This is a genomic window from Streptomyces sp. NPDC058678 (assembly GCF_042714835.1).
In the GTDB taxonomy this organism is placed as follows: Bacteria; Actinomycetota; Actinomycetes; order Streptomycetales; family Streptomycetaceae; genus Streptomyces.
In genome coordinates, this window is the sequence record NZ_JBHXSG010000035.1 from 1 (window position 1) to 19782 (window position 19782).

A 19782-nucleotide genomic window follows, 5' to 3' on the forward strand; every position below is an offset into this window, starting at 1 on the left:
CGGACGGGCTGATTTCAGCCCCTCCGGCGTTTGAGGAGCGGGGTCTGGGGCGGAGCCCCAGAAGGACGGGAACGGGAAGGGGCGGCGGGGGCGGTCACTCCGGGGCCGTGACGAAGTCGATCAGTTCCTCCACGCGGCCCAGCAGCTCCGGCTCCAGGTCCCGGTAGGAGTTCACCCGCTTCAGGATCGCCTGCCACACCGCGCCCGTGTTCTCCGGCCAGCCCAGGGCCCGGCACACGCCCGTCTTCCAGTCCTGGCCGTGCGGGACGCGGGGCCAGGCATCGATGCCCACCGCCGCGGGCTTCACGGCCTCCCAGATGTCGATGTACGGGTGGCCGACGACCAGCGCGTGGTCGCTGGTCACCGACTCGGCGATACGGAACTCCTTGGTGCCGGGAAGCAGGTGGTCCACCAGGATGCCCAGGCGGGCGTCGGGGCCCGGCGCGAACTCCGCGACGATGGCCGGGAGGTCGTCGACGCCCTCCAGGTACTCCACGACCACGCCCTCGATGCGCAGGTCGTCGCCCCACACCTTCTCGACCAGTTCGGCGTCGTGCCGGCCCTCGACGTAGATGCGTCCGGCGCGGGCCACGCGCGCGCGTGCGCCGGGGACGGCGACCGAGCCGGAGGCCGTACGGGTGGGGCGCACCGGAGCCCGGCCGGCGGAGCGTACGAGGGTCACCACCCGGCCCTCCAGGAGGAAGCCGCGGGGCTCCAGGGGGAACACGCGGTGCTTGCCGAAGCGGTCCTCCAGGGTGACCGTGCCCGCCTCGCAGCGGATCACCGCACCGCAGAAGCCCGTCCCCGCCTCCTCCACCACCAGGCCGGGCTCCGCAGCGACCTCGGGTGCGGGCGTGGGCTTCTTCCACGGCGGAGTCAGGTCCGCAGAGTACTGGCGCATTCGGATGACGATAGGAGAAGACGCCGTGGAGACGACGCGGGGCCGTCACGACACGCCGAAACGCCCGGCCAGGGCGTCCCGCTGCGCCCGGACGAACGCCGCGTCCACCACCGCTCCGTGACCGGGCACGTACAGCGCGTCCTCGCCGCCCAGGTCCAGCAGGCGGTCGAGGGCGGCCGGCCAGTGGGACGGTACGGCGTCGGGGCCCGCCTGGGGTTCGCCGGACTCCTCGACCAGGTCGCCGCAGAAGACCACCTCCGGCGAGCCGGGGACGAGGACCACGAGGTCGTGGGCCGTGTGGGCGGGGCCCACGTTCGCCAGCAGGACCTGGCGGCCGCCGCCCAGGTCGAGCGTCCACTCGCCGGAGACGTGGTGGCGGGGGACCGTCAGGGCGTCGACCGCCTCGTCGGCCAGGCGCGCGTCGAGCCCGTTGCCCACCGCGTCCGCGCGCAGTTCCTCACGCCCCTGCCGGGCGGTGAACACCGTCTCGACGCCGACCGCGCCGAAAACCTCCGCACCCGCGAACGCCGCCGCCCCGAAGACATGGTCGAAGTGCGGATGCGTCAGCGCGAGATGGGTCACACGACGACCGGCGAGTTCCTGCGCCCGCGCCCGCACCCGCGCCCCCTCCGCCAGGCTCGACCCGGCGTCGACCACCAGGGCCGCGCCCGCCCCGACGACCAGCCCCGCCGTGCAGTCCCACACCGGCAGGCGGCACCGGCCGACCCCGGTCGCCAGCCGCTCCCACCCCAGCTCTTCCCAAGTCACCGTCATACCGCGACGCTAGCGGGGAAGCCTCCACGGGCACGGCATCGCAGGCCCGGCCTTGCCCCGGGCGTACCCCACGGCCGTACACTGGCCGGGGTGCGCTGGCACTCGGATGTGACGAGTGCCAGGCGAAGCGCAAGGGGTCGACTTTCTGGAGGTGTGCGCGATGCTGAGTGAACGCAGGCTCCAGGTGCTGCGCGCCATCGTCCAGGACTACGTCGGCACCGAGGAGCCGGTCGGCTCCAAGGCGCTCACCGAGCGGCACAACCTCGGTGTCTCCCCGGCGACCGTGCGCAACGACATGGCCGCCCTGGAGGACGAGGGGTACATCGCCCAGCCGCACACCAGCGCGGGGCGGATCCCGACCGACAAGGGCTATCGGCTGTTCGTCGACAAGCTGGCCGGGGTCAAGCCGATGACCGGACCCGAGCGGCGCGCGATCCAGAACTTCCTGGACGGCGCGGTCGATCTCGACGACGTGGTGGCGCGGACCGTGCGGCTGCTCGCGCAGCTGACGCGGCAGGTCGCCGTCGTGCAGTACCCGTCGCTCACACGGTCGACGGTGCGGCACGTCGAGCTGCTCTCCCTCGCCCCCGCGCGCGTGATGCTCGTTCTGATCACGGACACGGGACGGGTCGAGCAGCGGATGGTCGACTGCCCGGCGCCGTTCGGCGAGGCCTCGCTGGCCGATCTTCGGGCGCGGCTCAACAGCCGGATCGCCGGCCGTCGCTTCGCCGACGTGCCGCATCTGGTGGAGGACCTGCCCGAGGGCTTCGACGCCGAGGATCGCGGCACCGTCTCGATGGTGCTCTCCACGCTGCTGGAGACGCTCGTCGAGGAGAACGAGGAGCGGTTGATGATCGGCGGCACCGCCAATCTCACCCGCTTCGGACATGACTTTCCCCTCACCATCCGGCCCGTCCTGGAAGCCCTCGAGGAGCAGGTCGTGCTCCTCAAGCTCCTTGGCGAGGCGGGGGATTCGGGCATGACCGTACGCATCGGTCACGAGAACGCCTACGAGGGACTCAACTCCACTTCGGTGGTGTCGGTCGGCTACGGTTCGGGCGGCGAGGCAGTAGCCAAGCTCGGCGTGGTCGGACCGACCCGCATGGATTACCCGGGAACGATGGGAGCGGTACGCGCAGTGGCACGGTACGTCGGACAGATCCTGGCGGAGTCGTAAGTGGCCACGGACTACTACGCCGTTCTCGGCGTGCGCCGCGACGCGTCGCAGGAAGAGATCAAGAAGGCCTTCCGGCGGCTCGCACGCGAGCTGCACCCGGACGTCAACCCCGATCCGAAGACCCAGGAGCGGTTCAAGGAGATCAACGCCGCCTACGAGGTGTTGTCGGACCCGCAGAAGAAGCAGGTCTACGACCTCGGCGGGGATCCCCTGTCCCAGGCGGGCGGCCAAGGCGCGGGCGGCTTCGGCGCCGGCGGCTTCGGGAACTTCTCGGACATCATGGACGCCTTCTTCGGTACGGCGTCCCAGCGGGGTCCGCGCTCGCGGACCCGGCGCGGCCAGGACGCGATGATCCGGCTGGAGATCGAGCTCGACGAGGCGGCCTTCGGCACGACGAAGGACATCCAGGTCGACACCGCGATCGTCTGCACCACCTGTAGCGGTGAGGGTGCGGCGCCGGGGACCTCCGCGCAGACGTGTGACATGTGCCGCGGTCGCGGTGAGGTGTCGCAGGTGACGCGGTCCTTCCTGGGCCAGGTCATGACCTCGCGCCCCTGCCCGCAGTGCCAGGGCTTCGGCACGGTCGTCCCGACGCCGTGCCCGGAGTGCGCCGGCGACGGCCGCGTCCGGTCCCGTCGGACCCTGACCGTCAAGATCCCCGCCGGTGTCGACAACGGCACCCGCATCCAGCTGGCCGGCGAGGGCGAGGTCGGGCCCGGTGGCGGTCCCGCCGGTGACCTGTACGTCGAGATCCACGAGCTGCCGCACTCGCAGTTCCAGCGGCGGGGTGACGACCTGCACTGCACGGTCACCATCCCGATGACCGCGGCCTCCCTCGGCACCAAGGTCCCGCTGGAGACGCTGGACGGCCTGGAAGAGGTCGACATCCGGCCCGGCACCCAGTCCGGACAGTCGATCCCGCTGCACAGCCGGGGCGTCACGCACCTGCGCGGCGGCGGACGCGGCGACCTGATCGTCCACGTCGAGGTCCAGACCCCGAACAAGCTCGACCCCGAGCAGGAACGCCTGCTGCGTGAGCTGGCCAAGCTGCGGGGTGAGGAGCGGCCCACGGGGCAGTTCCAGCCGGGGCAGCAAGGGTTGTTCTCGCGGTTGAAGGACGCGTTCAACGGTCGTTGACGGGTGGGCTGCGGGTGGCCTTTCTCGCCCCCGCCGCCCCTTCCCTTCCCGTCCCTGGGGGCTGCGCCCCCAGACCCCCGCTTCGGCCGAAGGGCCTCGTCCTCAAGCGCCGGACGGGCTGAAAGCACGCCGGTTGCAGTGGCGTGTGCCAAGGGGAAGGGTCGATTCGGACTTGTTCGGAGGACGTGACAACATGCCGTCATGTCCTCCGCACTGACCGATCTCTTCCCCCACCCGATCGTGCAGGCCCCCATGGCGGGCGGTGTCTCCGTACCGACGCTCGCCGCCGCCGTGTGCGAGGCCGGCGGGCTGGGGTTCCTCGCTGCCGGGTACAAGACGGCCGACGGCCTGTACCAGGAGATCAAGCAGCTGCGGAGCCTGACGGCCCGCCCCTTCGGCGTGAACCTGTTCATGCCGCAGCCGGAGTACGCGGACCCGGCCGCCGTCGACGTGTACGCCCATCAGCTGGCCGGCGAGGCCGCCTGGTACGAGACCGAGCTGGGTGACCCCGAGAGCGGGCGTGACGACGGCTACGAGGCCAAGCTCGCGGTGCTGCTCGACAACCCGGTGCCGGTGGTCTCGTTCCACTTCGGCGTGCCGAGCCGGGATCTCCTGGACTCGCTGCGCCGGGCCGGCACCTTCACCCTGGTCACCGCGACCACCGCCGAGGAAGCCTTCGCGGTCGAGCAGGCGGGTGCCGACGCGGTGATCGCCCAGGGCGTGGAGGCGGGCGGCCACCAGGGCACCCACCGCGACATCCCGGGGACCGACGGCTCGGGCATCGGCCTCCTCTCCCTGATAGCGCAGGTCCGCGAGACCGTGGGCATCCCGATCGTCGCCGCCGGCGGCATCATGCGCGGCGGCCAGATCGCCGGCGTGCTCGCCGCGGGCGCGAGCGCGGCCCAGCTCGGCACGGCGTTCCTCGCCACCCCCGAGTCCGGCGCGTCCGCCGTGCACAAGCAGGCGCTGACCAATCCCCTCTACGTGCGTACCGAGTTGACCCGCGCCTTCTCCGGCCGCCCGGCCCGCGGACTGGTCAACCGCTTCCTGCGCGAGCACGGCCCCTACGCGCCCGCCGCCTACCCGGAGATCCACCACCTGACCGCGCCGCTGCGCAAGGCGGCCGCCAAGGCGGGCGACGCGCAGGGCATGGCGCTGTGGGCGGGCCAGGGCCACCGGATGGCCCGCGAGCTGCCCGCCGGACAGCTGGTGGAGGTGCTGGCGTCCGAACTCGCCGCCGCCTGGACAGCGTTGTCGTGGGGCGGGGCGCGATGACGGCGCCGGTGTTCGTCGTCGAGCACTTCGACGCGGGCGGCGGCGGGCAGTACGTCCTCGACGGGCCCGAGGGGCGCCACGCCGTCTCCGTGAAGCGGCTGAAGCCCGGGGAGAGCGTCGTCCTCACCGACGGTGCCGGGCGCTGGGCCGAGTGCGAGGTGGTCGGCACCGAGGGCAAGGACCGGCTGATCGTCCACCTGACCGGCATCCGTGAGGAACCCCCGCAGTCCCCCCGCATCACCGTCGTCCAGGCCCTTCCCAAGGGCGACCGCGGCGAGCTGGCCGTCGAGACGATGACCGAGACCGGCGTCGACGCGATCGTGCCCTGGGCGGCCTCCCGCTGCATCACGCAGTGGAAGGGCGACCGCGGCCTGAAGGCGCTCGGCAAGTGGCGGGCCACCGCCCGGGAGGCCGGCAAGCAGTCCCGCCGGGTGCGCTTCCCCGAGGTCGCGGACGCGGCGACGAGCAAGCAGGTTGCGGCACTTCTCGCCGAAGCCGACTTCGCCGCCGTACTGCACGAGAGCGGCGAAGAGACCCTGGCCACCGCAGAACTGCCCGCCGAGGGCGGGATCGTGCTCGTCGTCGGCCCCGAAGGCGGCGTCTCCCCCGAGGAGCTGGCGCTCTTCGAGGAGGCGGGCGCGAAGGCGTACCGGCTCGGACCCACCGTCCTCCGGACGTCGACCGCCGGGACCGCGGCGACCGCCCTGCTCCTCGGCCGCACCGGCCGCTGGTCCTGAAACGTCTGCCACCAGGAGAACCGTTCGTGGAACTCGCCCAGGTACGCCTGCTCGTCAGCGACTTCGCCGCCTGCTACCGCTTCTACGCAGAAGTCCTCGGCCTGAAGCCGCAGTCGGGGACGGCGGAGGGGCCGTACGAGAAGTTCAGCCCGTCCACCGGCTCCGCCGGAATCGCCCTCCAGGACCGGGCCATGATGTCCGAGGTTCTCGGCGACGAACTGGGTGACGCGGCTACCGGCCACCGCTCCCTGGTGGTGCTGCGCGTCGACGCCCTGGACGCCTACTGCGAGCAGATCACCACCCGCGGAGCGACCCTGCTGCACGGCCCGGCCCCGATGACCGACCGGATGCGGGTCGCGCACCTCAAGGACCCTGAGGGCAATCTGGTGGAGCTTCAGGAGTGGCTGCTGCTGCGCGGCTGACGGCCACGGCGGGCAGCAGTTCCCAGCCGTCCAACTCGCCGCCGCCGGACAGCAGTCCGCGCTTCGCGGCCTCGTCGACCAGGGCGCGTACGACGCCGGGTTCGTTCAGGTTGACGTAGTGCTGGGTGTCGCTCACGCCGCCCGAGTGGCCGGGGTAGCCGCCGCCGGCGTCGCGTCCCGGGCCGGAACGGAAGACGACCCGGGTGCGGACGCCGTCACGGAGCAGGGTGAGGGTCTCGCGGCAGGGCTGGCCGTCGTCGTGCCGGTGGCGGACGTTCCACAGGTAGACGGTCCGCTCGTCCACGACGAGCCTTCTGAGACTGTGGTCCTTGCGCATCCGTCCACGGTAGACGCGGGGCGCGCAAGTGGCCGTATGCGCTCTACCGCGACGGGCGGGACGGTGGCAGGCTGCCCTGCATGGGGGCGTTGACGAGGATGCGGCGTCGGCCGCTCGGGCGGCGAGTGGCGGCTGTGGCGACTCTGGGCGTGCTCGCCGTGGGTGGCACGGTCGCCTGCGATCCGAGCGGGCTGAACTCCGCGACCGTGGCGTACACGACCGACCAGACCGTGACCGACGAGCTGGAGCGGCAGAAGGCCGACGTGCGCTGGCTCAACTGCACGGCCTCGTACGGCGACAGCGGCTCGACGCCCACGGCCACCGAGAACGCCGTCGCCGATGTCGACTGCCAGGGCGAGACCGACGACGGCAAGGACATCACCGTCACGGGCAAGGTCACCCGCGCGGTCAGCGGCGCCTGTGTGCGCGGGGACCTGACCGCCAAGATCGACGGCAAGCAGTGGTTCCACGTGGAGGGGCTCGGGAACTGCGAGTCGCGGACCACCCCGCCCGTCGACAACCCCGGTCAGCCCGGGCCGACGGTGACGGTGACCGTCACCAAGACCGTCTACTGCCAGAAGGCACCCCAGTGCTGGCCGGAAGGCAAGTGAGCCAACCGTCCGGGGCGGCTGGTCGCGTGATCCAAACCTGGTTCAAACGACTGTCACCGGTCGCCGCGCGTGCATAGGGTGATCGGGTGACACAGTCAGCGACCGCCGCAACCTCAGCGTATTTCCGATTCCCCCACCTGCACGGCGAGTTGGTCGCCTTCACCGCCGAGGACGACGTCTGGCTCGCCCCGCTCGACGGCGGCCGGGCCTGGCGGGTCAGCGCCGACAACGTGCCGGTCACCCACCCCCGCATCTCGCCCGACGGCACCACCGTCGCCTGGACCTCCACCCGCGACGGCGCCCCCGAGGTGCACATCGCCCCGGTGGACGGCGGCCCCGCCAAACGACTGACGCACTGGGGCAGTTCACGCACCCAGGTGCGCGGCTGGACCGCGGACGGCGAGGTCCTCGCCCTCAGCACCTACGGCCAGGCCAGCCTGCGCCGCAGCTGGGCCCGCGCGATCCCGCTCGACGGCGGCCCCGGCACGACCCTGCCGTACGGACCCGTCGGCGATGTCGCCCACGGAGGCCCCGGCACGGTCCTGCTGTCCGCGCCGATGGGGCGCGAGGCGGCCTGGTGGAAGCGGTACCGGGGCGGTACGGCGGGCAAGCTCTGGATCGACAGGGACGCCCGCGACGGGGAGGGTGCCGGCGAGTTCGTGCGGCTGCACGAAGAGCTGGACGGGAACATCGAGTACCCCGTGTGGACGGGCGACCGGATCGCCTTCCTGTCCGACCACGAGGGCGTCGGCGCGCTGTATTCCTCCCTCGCCGACGGCTCCGACCTGCGGCGGCACACTCCACTCGACGGCTTCTACGCCCGGCACGCCGCCGGTGACGGCACCCGGGTCGTGTACGCGTCCGCCGGTGAACTGTGGATCCTGGACGACCTCGACGGCGCCGAGCCCCGCCGGCTCGACGTGCGGCTCGGCGGGCAGCGCACCGACCGGCAGCCGTTCACGGTGAACGCCTCCCGCTGGTTCGGATCGGCCGCCCCCGACCACACCGCGCGCGGCAGCGCGGTCGCCGTGCGCGGAGCCGTGCACTGGGTGACCCACCGGGCCGGACCGGCCCGCGCACTCTCCGCCGAACCCGGGGTCCGCGCCCGGCTGCCCCGCACCTTCCGCGCCGAGGGCGAGGAGTGGGTGGTGTGGGTGACGGACGCCGAGGGCGAGGACGCCCTGGAGTTCGCGCCCGCCACCGGCCACGCGCCCGGCGCCACCCCGCGCCGGCTCGCCGGCGGGCAGCTCGGCCGGGTCCTCGGGCTCGCCATGGCACCCGACGGCAGCCGGGCCGCGGTCGCCGCGCACGACGGACGCGTCCTGCTCGTCGAACGCGAGACGGGCGAGGTCCGCGAGGTCGACCGCAGCGAGGAGGGGGACGCCACCGGGCTGGTCTTCTCACCCGACTCGGCCTGGCTCGCCTGGTCGCACCCCGGCCCGGGCCCGCTGCGCCAGCTCCGGCTCGCCAACACCACCGACCTGTCGGTCACCGAGGCGACCCCGCTCCGGTTCCGGGACTACGCCCCGGCGTTCACCCTGCACGGCAAGCACCTCGCCTTCCTCTCCAACCGCTCCTTCGACCCGGTCTACGACGAGCACGTCTTCGACCTGGCCTTCGTGGTCGGCGACCGCCCGCACCTGATCACGCTGGCCGCGACCACGCCGTCGCCGTTCGGTCCGCAGCGGCACGGCCGCCCCTTCGAGGCGCCCGACAAGGACGAGACACCCGACAGCGAGGGCACCCCGGCCACCCGCATCGACCTGGACGGCCTCGCCGACCGGATCGTGCCCTTCCCGGTAGAGGCGGCCCGCTACTCCAACCTGCGGGCGGCGAAGGACGGCGTGCTGTGGCTGCGGCACCCGGTGCGCGGTGTCCTCGGCTCCTCCCGGGCGACCCCGGACGACCCGGACCCGCACACCGAGCTGGAGCGCTACGACCTCGCCCAGCAGCGCATCGAGCACCTCGCCGTCGACGCCGACCACTTCGCCGTCAGCGGCGACGGCAAGCGGGTCCTGCTGTGGACCGACGGCCGGCTCAAGGTGGTTCCCAGCGACCGGCGTGCCTCGAACGACGACGACAGCGACACGAACATCACCGTCGACCTCACCCGCGTACGGCAGACCGTCGACCCGGCGGCCGAGTGGCGGCAGATGTACGAGGAGACCGGCCGCGTCATGCGGGACCACTTCTGGCGCCCGGACATGAACGGGGTCGACTGGGCCGGCGTCCTCGACCGCTACCGTCCCGTGCTGGACCGCGTCGCCACCCACGACGACCTCGTCGACCTGCTGTGGGAGGTCCAGGGCGAACTCGGCACCTCGCACGCCTACGTCGTCCCGCGCGGCGGCCACGGCGGCGGGCCCCGGCAGGGGCTGCTCGGTGCGGACATCTCCCGTCATGAGGAAGGCAGGTGGGTCATCGACCGCATCCTGCCGACCGAGACCTCCGACCCGGACGCCCGCTCCCCGCTGGCCGCGCCCGGTGTCGCGGTGCGCGCCGGGGACGCGATCGTGGCGGTGGCCGGGATGCCGGTCGACCCGGTGACCGGGCCGGGCCCGCTGCTCGTCGGTACGGCGGGCAAGCCGGTCGAGCTGACGATCTCGCCGTCCGGCGGGGGCGAGGTGCGGCACGCGGTGGTCGTCCCCACGGCGGACGAGGAACCGCTGCGCTATCACGCGTGGGTCGCGGACCGGCGGGCGTACGTCCACGAGAAGTCAGGCGGACGGCTGGGCTACCTCCACGTGCCGGACATGCAGGCGCCCGGCTGGGCCCAGATCCACCGCGACCTGCGGGTGGAGGTGGCCCGGGAGGGGCTGGTCGTGGACGTCCGCGAGAACCGCGGCGGGCACACGTCCCAGCTCGTCGTCGAGAAGCTGGCCCGGCGGATCGTCGGCTGGGCCGTGCCGCGCGGGATGCGGCCCTACAGCTATCCGCACGACGCGCCCCGCGGGCCGGTCGTCGCCGTCGCCAACGAGTTCTCCGGCTCGGACGGGGACATCGTCAACGCGGCGATCAAGGCGCTGGGGATCGGGCCGGTGGTCGGTACGCGGACGTGGGGCGGGGTGATCGGCATCGACAGCCGGTACCGGCTGGTCGACGGGACGCTGATCACTCAGCCGAAGTACGCGTTCTGGCTGGAGGGATACGAGTGGGGGGTCGAGAACCACGGGGTCGACCCGGACGTGGAGGTCGTGCAGCGGCCCCAGGACCACGCGGCGGGGCGGGACGCGCAGCTGGACGAGGCGGTTCGGCTGGCGTTGGCGGCGTTGGAGTCGGCGCCGGCGAAGGTTCCGCCGAGTCTGCCGTAGCCCGGCGTGGGGCTGGACGGGGGTGGGTCGCGCAGCCCGGCGCTACGGGGTGCCGCCCGCGCCCACCCTCCCCCACTCTCGGCTTCGCTCGAGCGGGGGGACCCCCATCGCCCCAGCGGCACGACTGCCCGCGGCTGGGCGACTAGCATGCCCCGATAAGAGATCACCGGCGTGAAGGAGGCACACGCATGGCAGGGGAACCGCAGGACGACTGTCTGTTCTGCAAGATCGTCGCGGGGAGCATCCCGGCGACGATCGTCCGTGAGACCGACACCACCGTCGCGTTCCGGGACATCAACCCCCAGGCGCCCACGCACGTCCTGGTGATCCCGAAGGCCCACCACAAGGACGCCGGCGCGCTCGCCACCGACTCGCCGGAGCTCGCCGCCGACGTCCTGCGCGAGGCCCAGGCCGTCGCCGACGACGAGAAGCTGGAGAGCTACCGCATCGTCTTCAACACCGGCAGCGGCGCCGGGCAGACCGTCTGGCACGTGCACGCGCACGTCCTCGGCGGCCGCGGCCTGCAGTGGCCTCCCGGTTGACCCGGAGGGACGTAAGTCACCGTGTCCGTACGTGAACTGGTCGTCCTCGGCACCGCCAGCCAGGTCCCGACCCGGCACCGCAACCACAACGGCTACCTGCTGCGGTGGGACGGCGAGGGCATCCTGTTCGACCCCGGCGAGGGCACGCAGCGGCAGATGCTGCGCGCCGGGGTCGCCGCGCACGACCTGAACCGGATCTGTGTCACGCACTTCCACGGCGACCACTCGCTGGGTCTGGCCGGCGTCATCCAGCGGATCAACCTCGACCGGGTCCCGCACGAGGTCACCGCCCACTACCCGCGCTCCGGGCAGCGCTTCTTCAACCGGCTGCGGTACGCCACCGCCTACCGCGAGACGGTCGAGCTCGTCGAGGCGCCGGTGGCGGCGGACGGGACGATCGCCAAAACCCCCGGCTACACCCTGGACGCGCGCAAGCTCTCCCACCCCGTCGAGTCCTACGGCTATCGGCTCATCGAGCCGGACGGCCGCCGCATGCTGCCCGACCGGCTCGCCGCGCACGGCATCAAGGGCCCGGACGTCGGCCGCCTCCAGCGCGAGGGGATTCTCGGCGGTGTCTCCCTCGACGACGTCAGCGAGACCCGCCGCGGGCAGCGGTTCGCGTTCGTCATGGACACCCGGCTGTGCGACGGCGTGCACGCGCTGGCCGAGGGCTGCGACCTGCTGGTCATCGAGTCGACGTTCCTGGACGAGGACGAGCAACTGGCCGTCGAACACGGCCACCTGACCGCCGGTCAGGCCGCGCGGGTCGCGCGGGACGCCGGTGTACGGCACCTCGTGCTCACCCACTTCAGTCAGCGCTACTCCGAGCCGGAGGAGTTCGAGCGGCAGGCGCGGGCCGCCGGGTTCGAGGGCGAGCTGACGGTGGCGCACGATCTGCTGAGGGTCCCGGTTCCGAAGCGTCGGTGAACCGCCGTACCATGCTTCGATGTCCCTCCCCAAAGCTGAACTGCACCTCCATATCGAAGGCACCCTGGAGCCGGAGCTGGCCTTCGAGCTGGCCGCCCGCAACGGCGTCGAACTGCCGTACGCCGACACGGACGAGCTGCGCAAGGCGTACCGGTTCGAGGACCTCCAGTCCTTCCTGAATCTGTACTACGAGCTCATGGCCGTGCTCCGCACCGAGCAGGACTTCGCGGACCTCGCGAACGCCTACCTCGCCCGCGCCGCCGCGCAGGGCGTGCGGCACGCGGAGATCTTCTTCGACCCGCAGGCCCACATGGCGCGGGGCGTCGGCATGGGAACGGTCGTGGAGGGACTGTGGCGGGCGCTGGGGGACAGCGAGGCCGCACATGGCGTCTCCACCCAGCTGATCATGTGCTTCCTGCGCGACGAGTCCGCCGAGTCGGCGCTGGAGACCCTGGAAGCGGCGAAGCCGTACCTCGACCGGATCGTCGGCATCGGGCTCGACTCGGCCGAGGTCGGGCATCCGCCGGTGAAGTTCCGGGAGGTGTACGACTCGGCAGCGGCCTTGGGGCTGAGGCGAGTGGCGCATGCAGGCGAAGAGGGGCCGCCGGAGTACATCACCGAGGCCCTGGACGTGCTCGGGGTCGAGCGGATCGACCATGGGCTGCGCTGCATGGAGTCCCCCGAACTGGTCGAGCGGCTCGTCCGGGACCGCGTCCCGCTGACCCTCTGCCCCCTCTCCAACGTCCGGCTGCGTGCCGTCGACGTCCTCGCCGAGCACCCGTTGCCCGCGATGCTGGAGGCCGGGCTGCTGTGCACGGTCAACTCCGACGATCCGGCCTACTTCGGTGGTTACGCGGGCGACAACTTCGACGCCGTACGCCAGGCGCTGGGCCTCGGCGAGGACCGGCTGCGCGAGCTGGCCCGCAACTCCTTCGTCGCGTCCTTCCTGGAGCACGACGAGGAGCGGCGGGCGCGCTGTCTGGCCGAGGTGGAGGCGTACGTCTTCCCGTAGGCCCGTCGGTTCGTCAGGACCCCGGTGCGGCGGTGCCCGCCTGCCGGGGTCCTGCCGTGTCGTAGGACCGCTGGGCGGGGACGGCCGGGGCGTCGATCGGGATCTCCACGACCGGCTGCTCGGGGACGCCGGCCCGCGGGAGCGCGTCGGCCGGGGTGCCGGTCGAGGCGGCGACCACGGCGGCCGGGGTGCCGCCCCGGCGGCGCACCGCGCCGGTGAGCAGCGGGCGCCCGCCGGTGTGCAGGGCCACGGCGGTCATCGGGAGGGTGACCACCAGGAGACCGAGGGCGAGGAGCGCGCCCATGGCCGGGAAGCCGACCTCGGCGGACAGCAGACTGCCGGTGAGCGGCCCGGCCGCCGTGCCGAGCGAGGCCGCCGAGCCGACGAGCACCGCCCAGCGGCCGCGCGGGTCGAGGGAGGCGGCGAGGCCGATGACGTACGACAGGACGATCGGGTACAGCGTGTTCCAGGCGATCTCGCCGCCCGCGAAGGTCGCCAGGTCGGTCGCGGACGCGCTCAGCGCGATGCAGCCGGCGATGAGGACGGTGCCCGCGCCGACGGGCACTGCCCGGCCGAGTCGCGGCCCGAGCGCTCCGGCGCCGACGACTCCGAGGAGCCCGGCACCCAGCGCCACGGCGAAGACGACGCCGACGGTCGTCTCCGTCAGCCGTGCCTGTGTGAGGCCGATCTGCCCGCTGACACCCCACAGGGAGTTCTGCGCGAGCGACCAGAACAGCATGGCGGTGGCGAGGACGAGACCGGCGCGCAGGTGGGGGAGCGGGTCGTGGTTCCGGCGGGTCTGCCGGGTGGTGGCCGTACGGACCGGGAGACGGCTCGTCAGGGGCCAGACGGCCGCCGCGGTCAGGGCGATCGCGGCGAGCGGCAGCCCGTGGCCGGGACCGAGGTGCGGAACCGTCAGATAGACCGTGCCCGCGAGCGCCGAGACGCTCAGCAGGCCCAGCGTGGTCGTGCGGTGCGGGTCCGGCTGGGCGGCGATCCCGGTGGCGGCGACCGTGGTGGCCGTACCGGAGCCGAAGCCGCCGAGCAGCGCGCCCGCGACGACGGCCGGGACGGAGGTGGTGAGGGCGGCGGTGCCGTAGCCGAGAACGGCCAGCGCCAGTCCGGCGCGGGCCAGCGTCCGGGCGCCGATCCGCTCGACGCGGGAGGCGAGCAGGAAGCCCGCCGACGCCGAACTCAGCAGCAGGGCACTGCCAATGGCTCCCGCCTGTGTGGCGGACAGAGGCAGCCCCGAGTCGAGCCTGCCGACGGTGGTGGGGAGGAGGTACGGGGCGAGGTACCCGGCCATGAAAAGGGCAACGAGGGGCCAGGGCGTGGTGGTGCGGGCGAACACGGGCGTTCCCAGGGCATGCGAAAGAAGCGGCTCAAAAAGGGGGTTGGGCGACGACCGTCGACGGACAGGAACGCGCGGGCAATTTGTATCAAGCACGCGGTTCGGGAAAGAAACGCGGGGGGTGTGATGTGGCGCACGTTGCGTTTGAGGCGAGGGGCGCCGGGTAGGTGAGCGCGTTTCGTGATCGCCTACCGCCAGTGCACGGCCCCGCCCGCCACAGGGGAAATCGCCTCGATCTTGCCCCTGATCTCCCGCATGACCGCGACGATCCGCTCCTCGTGCTCCGGGGTCAGCCGGGCCACCGGCACCGAGCAGCTGACGGCGTCCTGGGCGGGGGAGTCGTAGCGCAGGGCGAAGCCGAAGCCGACGATGCCGAGGACGCCCTCCTCGCGGTCGATCGAGTAGCCGCGGGCGCGGATCCGCGCCAGGTCCGCGGCCAGTGACGCGCGGCTGGTGTGGGAGTTCGGGGTGAGTGCCTCGTACGGCCCCTCGGGCAGTTCGGCGTCGTCCCGTTCGGCCAGCAGCGCCTTGCCCAGCGCGCCCACGTGGGCCGGCAGCCGGCGCCCCACCCGACTGATGGTCCGCAGGTACTCGTGCGACTCGCGCGTCGCCAGATACGCCACGCCCCGGCCGTCGAGCCGCCCCATGTGGATCGTCTCGCCCAGCGCCTGGGACGCCTCGTCGAGATACGGCCGTACGACGCGCACGCGCGGGTCGGAGTCGAGGTAGCTGGTGCCGGTGAGCAGGGCGTGGATGCCGATGCCGTACAGGGAACCGGTGACGTCCGTGCGGGCCCAGCCGTGCGAGATGAGGGTCTGCAGCAGTGCGTACATCGAGCTGCGCGGCACGCCCAGCTCGTCGGCGAGCTCCTGCAGCCGTGCCGGACGGTCGCCCCGCGCGGCGAGCAATTCCAGCAGCTCGACCGTGCGCGCGGCCGACTTCACCTCGCGGACGCCCCCTGTCTCTGACATGCGTCGATCGTAAGCGCGGGTGCCCGGCCCATTGACGAGGATCGTTCGCCTATCTAATCTTCATCTTCATACGTGTATGTCGTCTACATAGGGAGATGCGTGAGGGTGAGTCCTGATACCGGCGCCGTGGCGCGGAAACTGAGGAAGGGCATGGTGAACGGCGTGCTGTCGTTCCCGCTGACCAGCTTCCACGACGACGGCTCCCTCGACCCGGACGGCTTCCGCGCCTACGTCGCGGACCGGATTGCCACCGGCCCGGGCGCCGTCTTCCCCGCCTGCGGCACCGGAGAGTTCTTCTCGCTGGACGAGGACGAGTACCGGCAGGTCGTCACCATCACGGTCGAGGAGGCCGGCGGGCGCGTGCCCGTCGTCGCCGGGACCGGTTACGGCTGGGCGCAGGCCGTCCGGTTCGCGCGCATCGCCGAGCAGGCCGGGGCCGACGCGCTCCTCGTCCTGCCGCACTACCTGGTCGCCGCCCCGCAGGACGGACTCGTCGCACAGCTGGAGCAGATCGCGGCCCGCACCCGGCTGCCGCTCATCGCCTACCAGCGCGGGCAGGTCGCCTTCACGGTCGCCTCCCTGAAGCGCGTCGCCGACATCCCGACCGTCATCGGCCTGAAGGACGGCCACAGCGACCTCGACCGGCTTCAGCGCCTCACCCTCGCCGCCCCCGAGGACTTCCTCTTCTTCAACGGCGCCGCCACCGCCGAGATCCAGGCCCGCGCCTACGCCACCGTCGGCGTCCCCGCCTACTCCTCCGCCGTCCACGCCTTCGCCCCCGAGATCGCGAACGCCTTCTTCACTGCGTTCCAGGGCGGCGACGACGGCACGGTCGACAAGCTGCTGCGCGACTTCTACGTCCCGCTCGTCGAACTCCGCGACCGGGTACCCGGATACGCCGTGTCCCTGGTGAAGGCGGCGGCCCGGCTGCGCGGCCGTCCGGTGGGACCCGTGCGCGCCCCGCTCACCGACCCCTCGGCCGCCGACCTGGCCGCGCTCGAACAGCTGCTGACCACCGGACTCGACCTGGTAGGAGCCACCCTGTGAACCTCTCCATCGCGGACGTCCGGCTGACACCGATCCTGGTCGCCGACCCGCCGCTGCTGAACACCCAGGGCGTGCACCAGCCGTACACGCCCCGGCTGATCGTGGAGGTGGTGACGGCCGACGGGATCACCGGCATCGGCGAGACGTACGGCGACACCAAGTACCTGGAACTGGCCCGGCCGTTCGCGCAGAAGCTGGTCGGACGTCAGGTGAGCGACCTGAACGGACTGTTCGTCCTCGCCGACGAGGTCGCCGTCGACAGCTCCCGGGTCTCCGGTCAGGTCGACGTCGGCGGACTGCGGGGCGTCCAGACCGCCGACAAGCTGCGCCTGTCCGTCGTGTCCGCCTTCGAGGTGGCCTGCCTCGACGCGCTGGGCAAGGCGCTCGGCCTGCCCGTGCACGCCCTGCTGGGCGGCAAGCTGCGGGACGCGGTGGAGTACAGCGCGTACCTCTTCTACAAGTGGGCGGACCATCCCGAGGGCGTGCCGGCCGAGAAGGACGACTGGGGCGTCGCCGTCGACCCGGCCGGGGTCGTCGAGCAGGCCCGGAAGTTCACCGAGCGGTACGGCTTCACCTCCTTCAAACTCAAGGGCGGCGTCTTCCCGCCGGACGAGGAGATCGCGGCCGTACGCGCGCTGGCGGCGGCGTTCCCCGGACACCCGCTGCGGCTCGACCCCAACGGGGCGTGGAGCGTCGAGACCTCGCTGAAGGTGGCCAAGGAGCTCGGGGACGTCCTCGAGTACCTGGAGGACCCCGCGCTCGGCACTCCGGCCATGGCCGAGGTCGCCGCTCGGACGGACGTTCCCCTCGCCACCAACATGTGCGTGACGACCTTCGCCGAGATCAAGGAGGCGTTCACCCGCGGTGCCGTCCAGGTGGTGCTCTCCGACCACCACTACTGGGGCGGACTGCGCAACACCCAGCAACTCGCCGCGATCTGCCGCACCTTCGGCGTCGGGGTGTCCATGCACTCCAACACCCACCTCGGGATCTCGCTGGCCGCGATGACCCATGTCGCGTCCACCGTCCCGAACCTCCACCACGCCTGCGACTCCCACTACCCCTGGCAGTCGGAGGACGTCCTCACCGAACGCCTCACCTTCGAGGGCGGCAAGGTCACCGTCTCGGACACACCCGGCCTGGGCGTCGAACTCGACCGGGACCGGCTCCGGTTCCTTCACCGGCGCTGGCTCGACGACGACGGTTCGCTGCGCGAGCGGGACGACGCGGCGGCGATGCGGGTCGCCGAGCCCGGGTGGGTCCCGCCGGCCGTCCCCCGCTGGTAGGCGGCCCTGACCGACGTCCGCCCGGGGTGCGCCGACGGCCGCGACGACCGGATCCGGACACGGTCGGAGCAGGATCTGACAGCGACCACGGCACCGGAGGCCGCGCAGGCGGGTGCCGGACGCCCGGGACGTAGGCGGGGGCCGGCCGCCGCCCGGGACAGCGCATCCTGCGGTGGGCTGGTCAGGGCCTGCGGTGGCCCGGCCGGTGTTGCGGTGGCCCGGCCGGGGCCTGCGGTGGCCTTGCCGGACGAGGGGGGCTGGACGGGACCTCGGTGGCTCGGCCGGGACCTGCGGTGACCCTGCCGGACCTGCGGCGGGGCGGACGCGACCCCGGTGGCTCTGCCGAGCCAGCGGCGGGCCGGACGGGGCCCCGGTGCCCCTGCCAGGGTCAGCGGCGGGCCGGATGGGGCCGTGGTGGCTCTGCCGGGGCCTGCGGTGGCCTGGCCGGGACCAAGGCGGTCCTGCGGCCAGGGGCGGGCCGGATGGGGCCGTGGTGGCGTTGCCGGACCAGGGGCGGGCTGGACGGGGCCGTGGTGGCTCTGCCGGGGCCTGCGGTGACCTGGCCGGGACCCGCGGTGGCCCGGCCAGGGATCAGGGTGGCCAGGCCGGGACCAGGGTGACCCTGCCAGGACCAGCGGCCGGCCGGACCCACCGCGGTGGCCCTGACGGGACCCGCGGTGGCCCTGCCGGGACCTGCGGTGGGCCGGACGGAGCCTGTGGTCACGGTGTGACGACGGCGCGTTGACACTGGCTTGGTGCAGACTGGCCTGATCGGCACCACGTCAGGGAGCGCACCGTGATCGCGTCCACCGCGTCCACCGGAAAGGGACCGTCGCACCTCGGAGAGGCCGGGCATCCTCGGGCCCAGGTCGACCCGCTCGCCGCCCTGCGCACCCCCGGCGATCCGCCCTGGGACGTGTACCTCACGGGCACCGTCTTCCTCGACATCATCTTCACCGGGCTCGACTCCGCCCCGGTGCGCGGGACCGAGTCCTGGGCGCGCGGGATGGGATCGAGCCCGGGTGGCGTGGCGAACATGGCGACCGCGCTGGCCCGCCTCGGCCTGCGCACGTCCCTCGCGGCCGCGTTCGGCGACGACCACTACGGCGAGTACTGCTGGGACGCGCTGGAGACGGGCGAGGGCATCGACCTCACGCCGTCCCGCACGGTTCCCGGCTGGCACTCGCCGGTCACCGTCTCCATGGCGTACGAGGGGGAGCGCACGATGATCTCCCACGGCCACGAGCCGCCCCCCGACGCCGAGCTCATCGAAGGGGGCGCGCCCGAGTGCCCGCCACGCGCGCGTGCCGCCATCGCCTCGCTCACGCCGGGCAGACGGGCGCCCTGGATCGCGCAGGCCGCACGCAAGGGGGCGCGGATCTTCGGTGACGTCGGCTGGGACGACACGGGCGCGTGGGATCTGGCGGGGCTGCCCGACCTGGAGCACTGCGAGGCGTTCCTGCCGAACGCGGCGGAGGCGATGCGGTACACGGGGGCGGCCTGTCCGCGGGAGGCCGCGCACGCGTTGACCGATCACGTTCCGGTGGCTGTCGTCACCCTCGGCGCGGAGGGGGCGTACGCGGTGGACCGCCGGACGGGGGAGACGGCGGAGGTGCCGGCGATCGCCGTGGAGGCGCTGGATCCGACCGGGGCGGGGGACGTGTTCGTGGCGGGCTTCGTCACCGGCACCCTGGCGGGGTGGCCGCTGGCCGACCGGCTGGCGTTCGGCGGGCTGACGGCCGCGTTGTCCGTGCAGGAGTTCGGCGGGTCGCTGTCGGCGCCCGGGTGGTCCGAGATCGGGGCGTGGTGGCGGAAGGTGCAGTCGGTGGACGGGCAGGACCCGGCGGCGCTGCAGCGGTACGGGTTCCTGGCGGGGCTGGTGCCGGAGGAGGAGGCGGCGCGGCCGTGGCCGTTGCGGCGGGCGGTGCCGACGATCGGGTTCGGGCGGTCGGCGTGAGCCGCCC

Annotated in this window: 18 protein-coding genes; 13 read left to right on the forward strand and 5 right to left on the reverse strand. The window is 72.9% G+C overall.

The genetic code is table 11. From position 1 onward, the window contains the following. Positions 1-94: 94 nt before the first annotated feature. Together ACFWWR_RS28200 and ACFWWR_RS28205 are read right to left on the reverse strand one after the other, a co-directional pair. Entirely contained in the window at positions 95-901 is an 807-nt protein-coding gene (locus ACFWWR_RS28200; RefSeq protein ID WP_383867990.1) for a DUF3097 domain-containing protein, read from the reverse strand. A gap of 45 nt (positions 902-946) precedes the next feature. After that, complete coding sequence (locus tag ACFWWR_RS28205; protein WP_383867988.1) at positions 947-1675, reverse strand: MBL fold metallo-hydrolase; 729 nt, start codon at positions 1673-1675, stop codon at positions 947-949. Between the two features lie 160 nt (positions 1676-1835). Here ACFWWR_RS28205 and hrcA point away from each other — a divergent pair, with 160 nt between their 5' ends. The 5 genes from hrcA to ACFWWR_RS28230 all read left to right on the forward strand — a co-directional run bounded on the left by hrcA (position 1836) and on the right by ACFWWR_RS28230 (position 6423). After that, positions 1836-2852 carry a heat-inducible transcriptional repressor HrcA gene (gene hrcA, locus ACFWWR_RS28210; protein WP_383867986.1) on the forward strand — a complete coding sequence of 339 codons (1017 nt, stop codon included), beginning with the start codon at positions 1836-1838 and terminating at the stop codon, positions 2850-2852. Next, a complete protein-coding gene (dnaJ, locus tag ACFWWR_RS28215; RefSeq protein WP_383867984.1) occupies positions 2853-3989 on the forward strand; it encodes a molecular chaperone DnaJ in 1137 nt (378 codons plus the stop codon). It abuts the gene before it with no gap. Between the two features lie 201 nt (positions 3990-4190). Then, positions 4191-5264, forward strand: a complete 1074-nt coding sequence (locus tag ACFWWR_RS28220) for a nitronate monooxygenase (RefSeq protein WP_383867982.1) — start codon at positions 4191-4193, stop codon at positions 5262-5264. Next, complete coding sequence (locus ACFWWR_RS28225) at positions 5261-6001, forward strand: 16S rRNA (uracil(1498)-N(3))-methyltransferase (RefSeq protein WP_383867980.1); 741 nt, start codon at positions 5261-5263, stop codon at positions 5999-6001. The genes ACFWWR_RS28220 and ACFWWR_RS28225 overlap by 4 nt, the downstream gene beginning before the upstream one ends. Positions 6002-6027: 26 nt before the next feature. Next, positions 6028-6423 (forward strand): VOC family protein, encoded by a 396-nt coding sequence (locus tag ACFWWR_RS28230; protein ID WP_383867978.1) that lies wholly within the window; start codon positions 6028-6030, stop codon positions 6421-6423. Here the strand turns inward: ACFWWR_RS28230 and ACFWWR_RS28235 are convergent. Beyond that, positions 6365-6760, reverse strand: coding sequence for a hypothetical protein (locus tag ACFWWR_RS28235; RefSeq protein ID WP_383867976.1), 396 nt, complete (start codon positions 6758-6760; stop codon positions 6365-6367). The genes ACFWWR_RS28230 and ACFWWR_RS28235 overlap by 59 nt on opposite strands. An 80-nt stretch (positions 6761-6840) precedes the next feature. Between ACFWWR_RS28235 and ACFWWR_RS28240 the strand changes: the two genes are divergently transcribed. From ACFWWR_RS28240 to ACFWWR_RS28260, 5 genes are all read left to right on the forward strand, one after another. Next, positions 6841-7371, forward strand: a complete 531-nt coding sequence (locus tag ACFWWR_RS28240; protein WP_383867974.1) for a hypothetical protein — start codon at positions 6841-6843, stop codon at positions 7369-7371. Positions 7372-7457: 86 nt separating this feature from the next. Further along, positions 7458-10682 carry a S41 family peptidase gene (locus ACFWWR_RS28245; protein ID WP_384306005.1) on the forward strand — a complete coding sequence of 1075 codons (3225 nt, stop codon included), beginning with the start codon at positions 7458-7460 and terminating at the stop codon, positions 10680-10682. Positions 10683-10870: 188 nt separating this feature from the next. Further along, positions 10871-11224 carry a histidine triad nucleotide-binding protein gene (locus ACFWWR_RS28250; RefSeq protein ID WP_384306008.1) on the forward strand — a complete coding sequence of 118 codons (354 nt, stop codon included), beginning with the start codon at positions 10871-10873 and terminating at the stop codon, positions 11222-11224. 21 nt (positions 11225-11245) lie between these two features. Beyond that, positions 11246-12151, forward strand: a complete 906-nt coding sequence (locus ACFWWR_RS28255; protein WP_383867968.1) for a ribonuclease Z — start codon at positions 11246-11248, stop codon at positions 12149-12151. A 19-nt stretch (positions 12152-12170) separates the two neighbouring features. Next, positions 12171-13163 (forward strand): adenosine deaminase, encoded by a 993-nt coding sequence (locus ACFWWR_RS28260; protein ID WP_383867966.1) that lies wholly within the window; start codon positions 12171-12173, stop codon positions 13161-13163. Between the two features lie 13 nt (positions 13164-13176). Here ACFWWR_RS28260 and ACFWWR_RS28265 read toward each other — a convergent pair whose 3' ends face one another. Continuing rightward, on the reverse strand, positions 13177-14514 hold the full coding sequence (locus ACFWWR_RS28265) for an MFS transporter (RefSeq protein ID WP_383867964.1): 1338 nt from the start codon (positions 14512-14514) through the stop codon (positions 13177-13179). 188 nt (positions 14515-14702) lie between these two features. Continuing rightward, positions 14703-15485: an IclR family transcriptional regulator gene (locus ACFWWR_RS28270; protein ID WP_384306011.1), complete on the reverse strand. Its 783-nt coding sequence runs from the start codon at positions 15483-15485 to the stop codon at positions 14703-14705. Positions 15486-15635: 150 nt separating this feature from the next. Between ACFWWR_RS28270 and ACFWWR_RS28275 the strand changes: the two genes are divergently transcribed. From ACFWWR_RS28275 to ACFWWR_RS28285, 3 genes are all read left to right on the forward strand, one after another. Beyond that, entirely contained in the window at positions 15636-16532 is an 897-nt protein-coding gene (locus tag ACFWWR_RS28275) for a 5-dehydro-4-deoxyglucarate dehydratase (protein ID WP_383868000.1), read from the forward strand. Then, on the forward strand, positions 16529-17818 hold the full coding sequence (locus tag ACFWWR_RS28280; protein WP_383867960.1) for a glucarate dehydratase family protein: 1290 nt from the start codon (positions 16529-16531) through the stop codon (positions 17816-17818). The genes ACFWWR_RS28275 and ACFWWR_RS28280 overlap by 4 nt, the downstream gene beginning before the upstream one ends. Positions 17819-18614: 796 nt before the next feature. Continuing rightward, a complete protein-coding gene (locus ACFWWR_RS28285) occupies positions 18615-19775 on the forward strand; it encodes a carbohydrate kinase family protein (protein ID WP_383867958.1) in 1161 nt (386 codons plus the stop codon). The last annotated feature ends 7 nt before the right edge of the window (positions 19776-19782 follow it).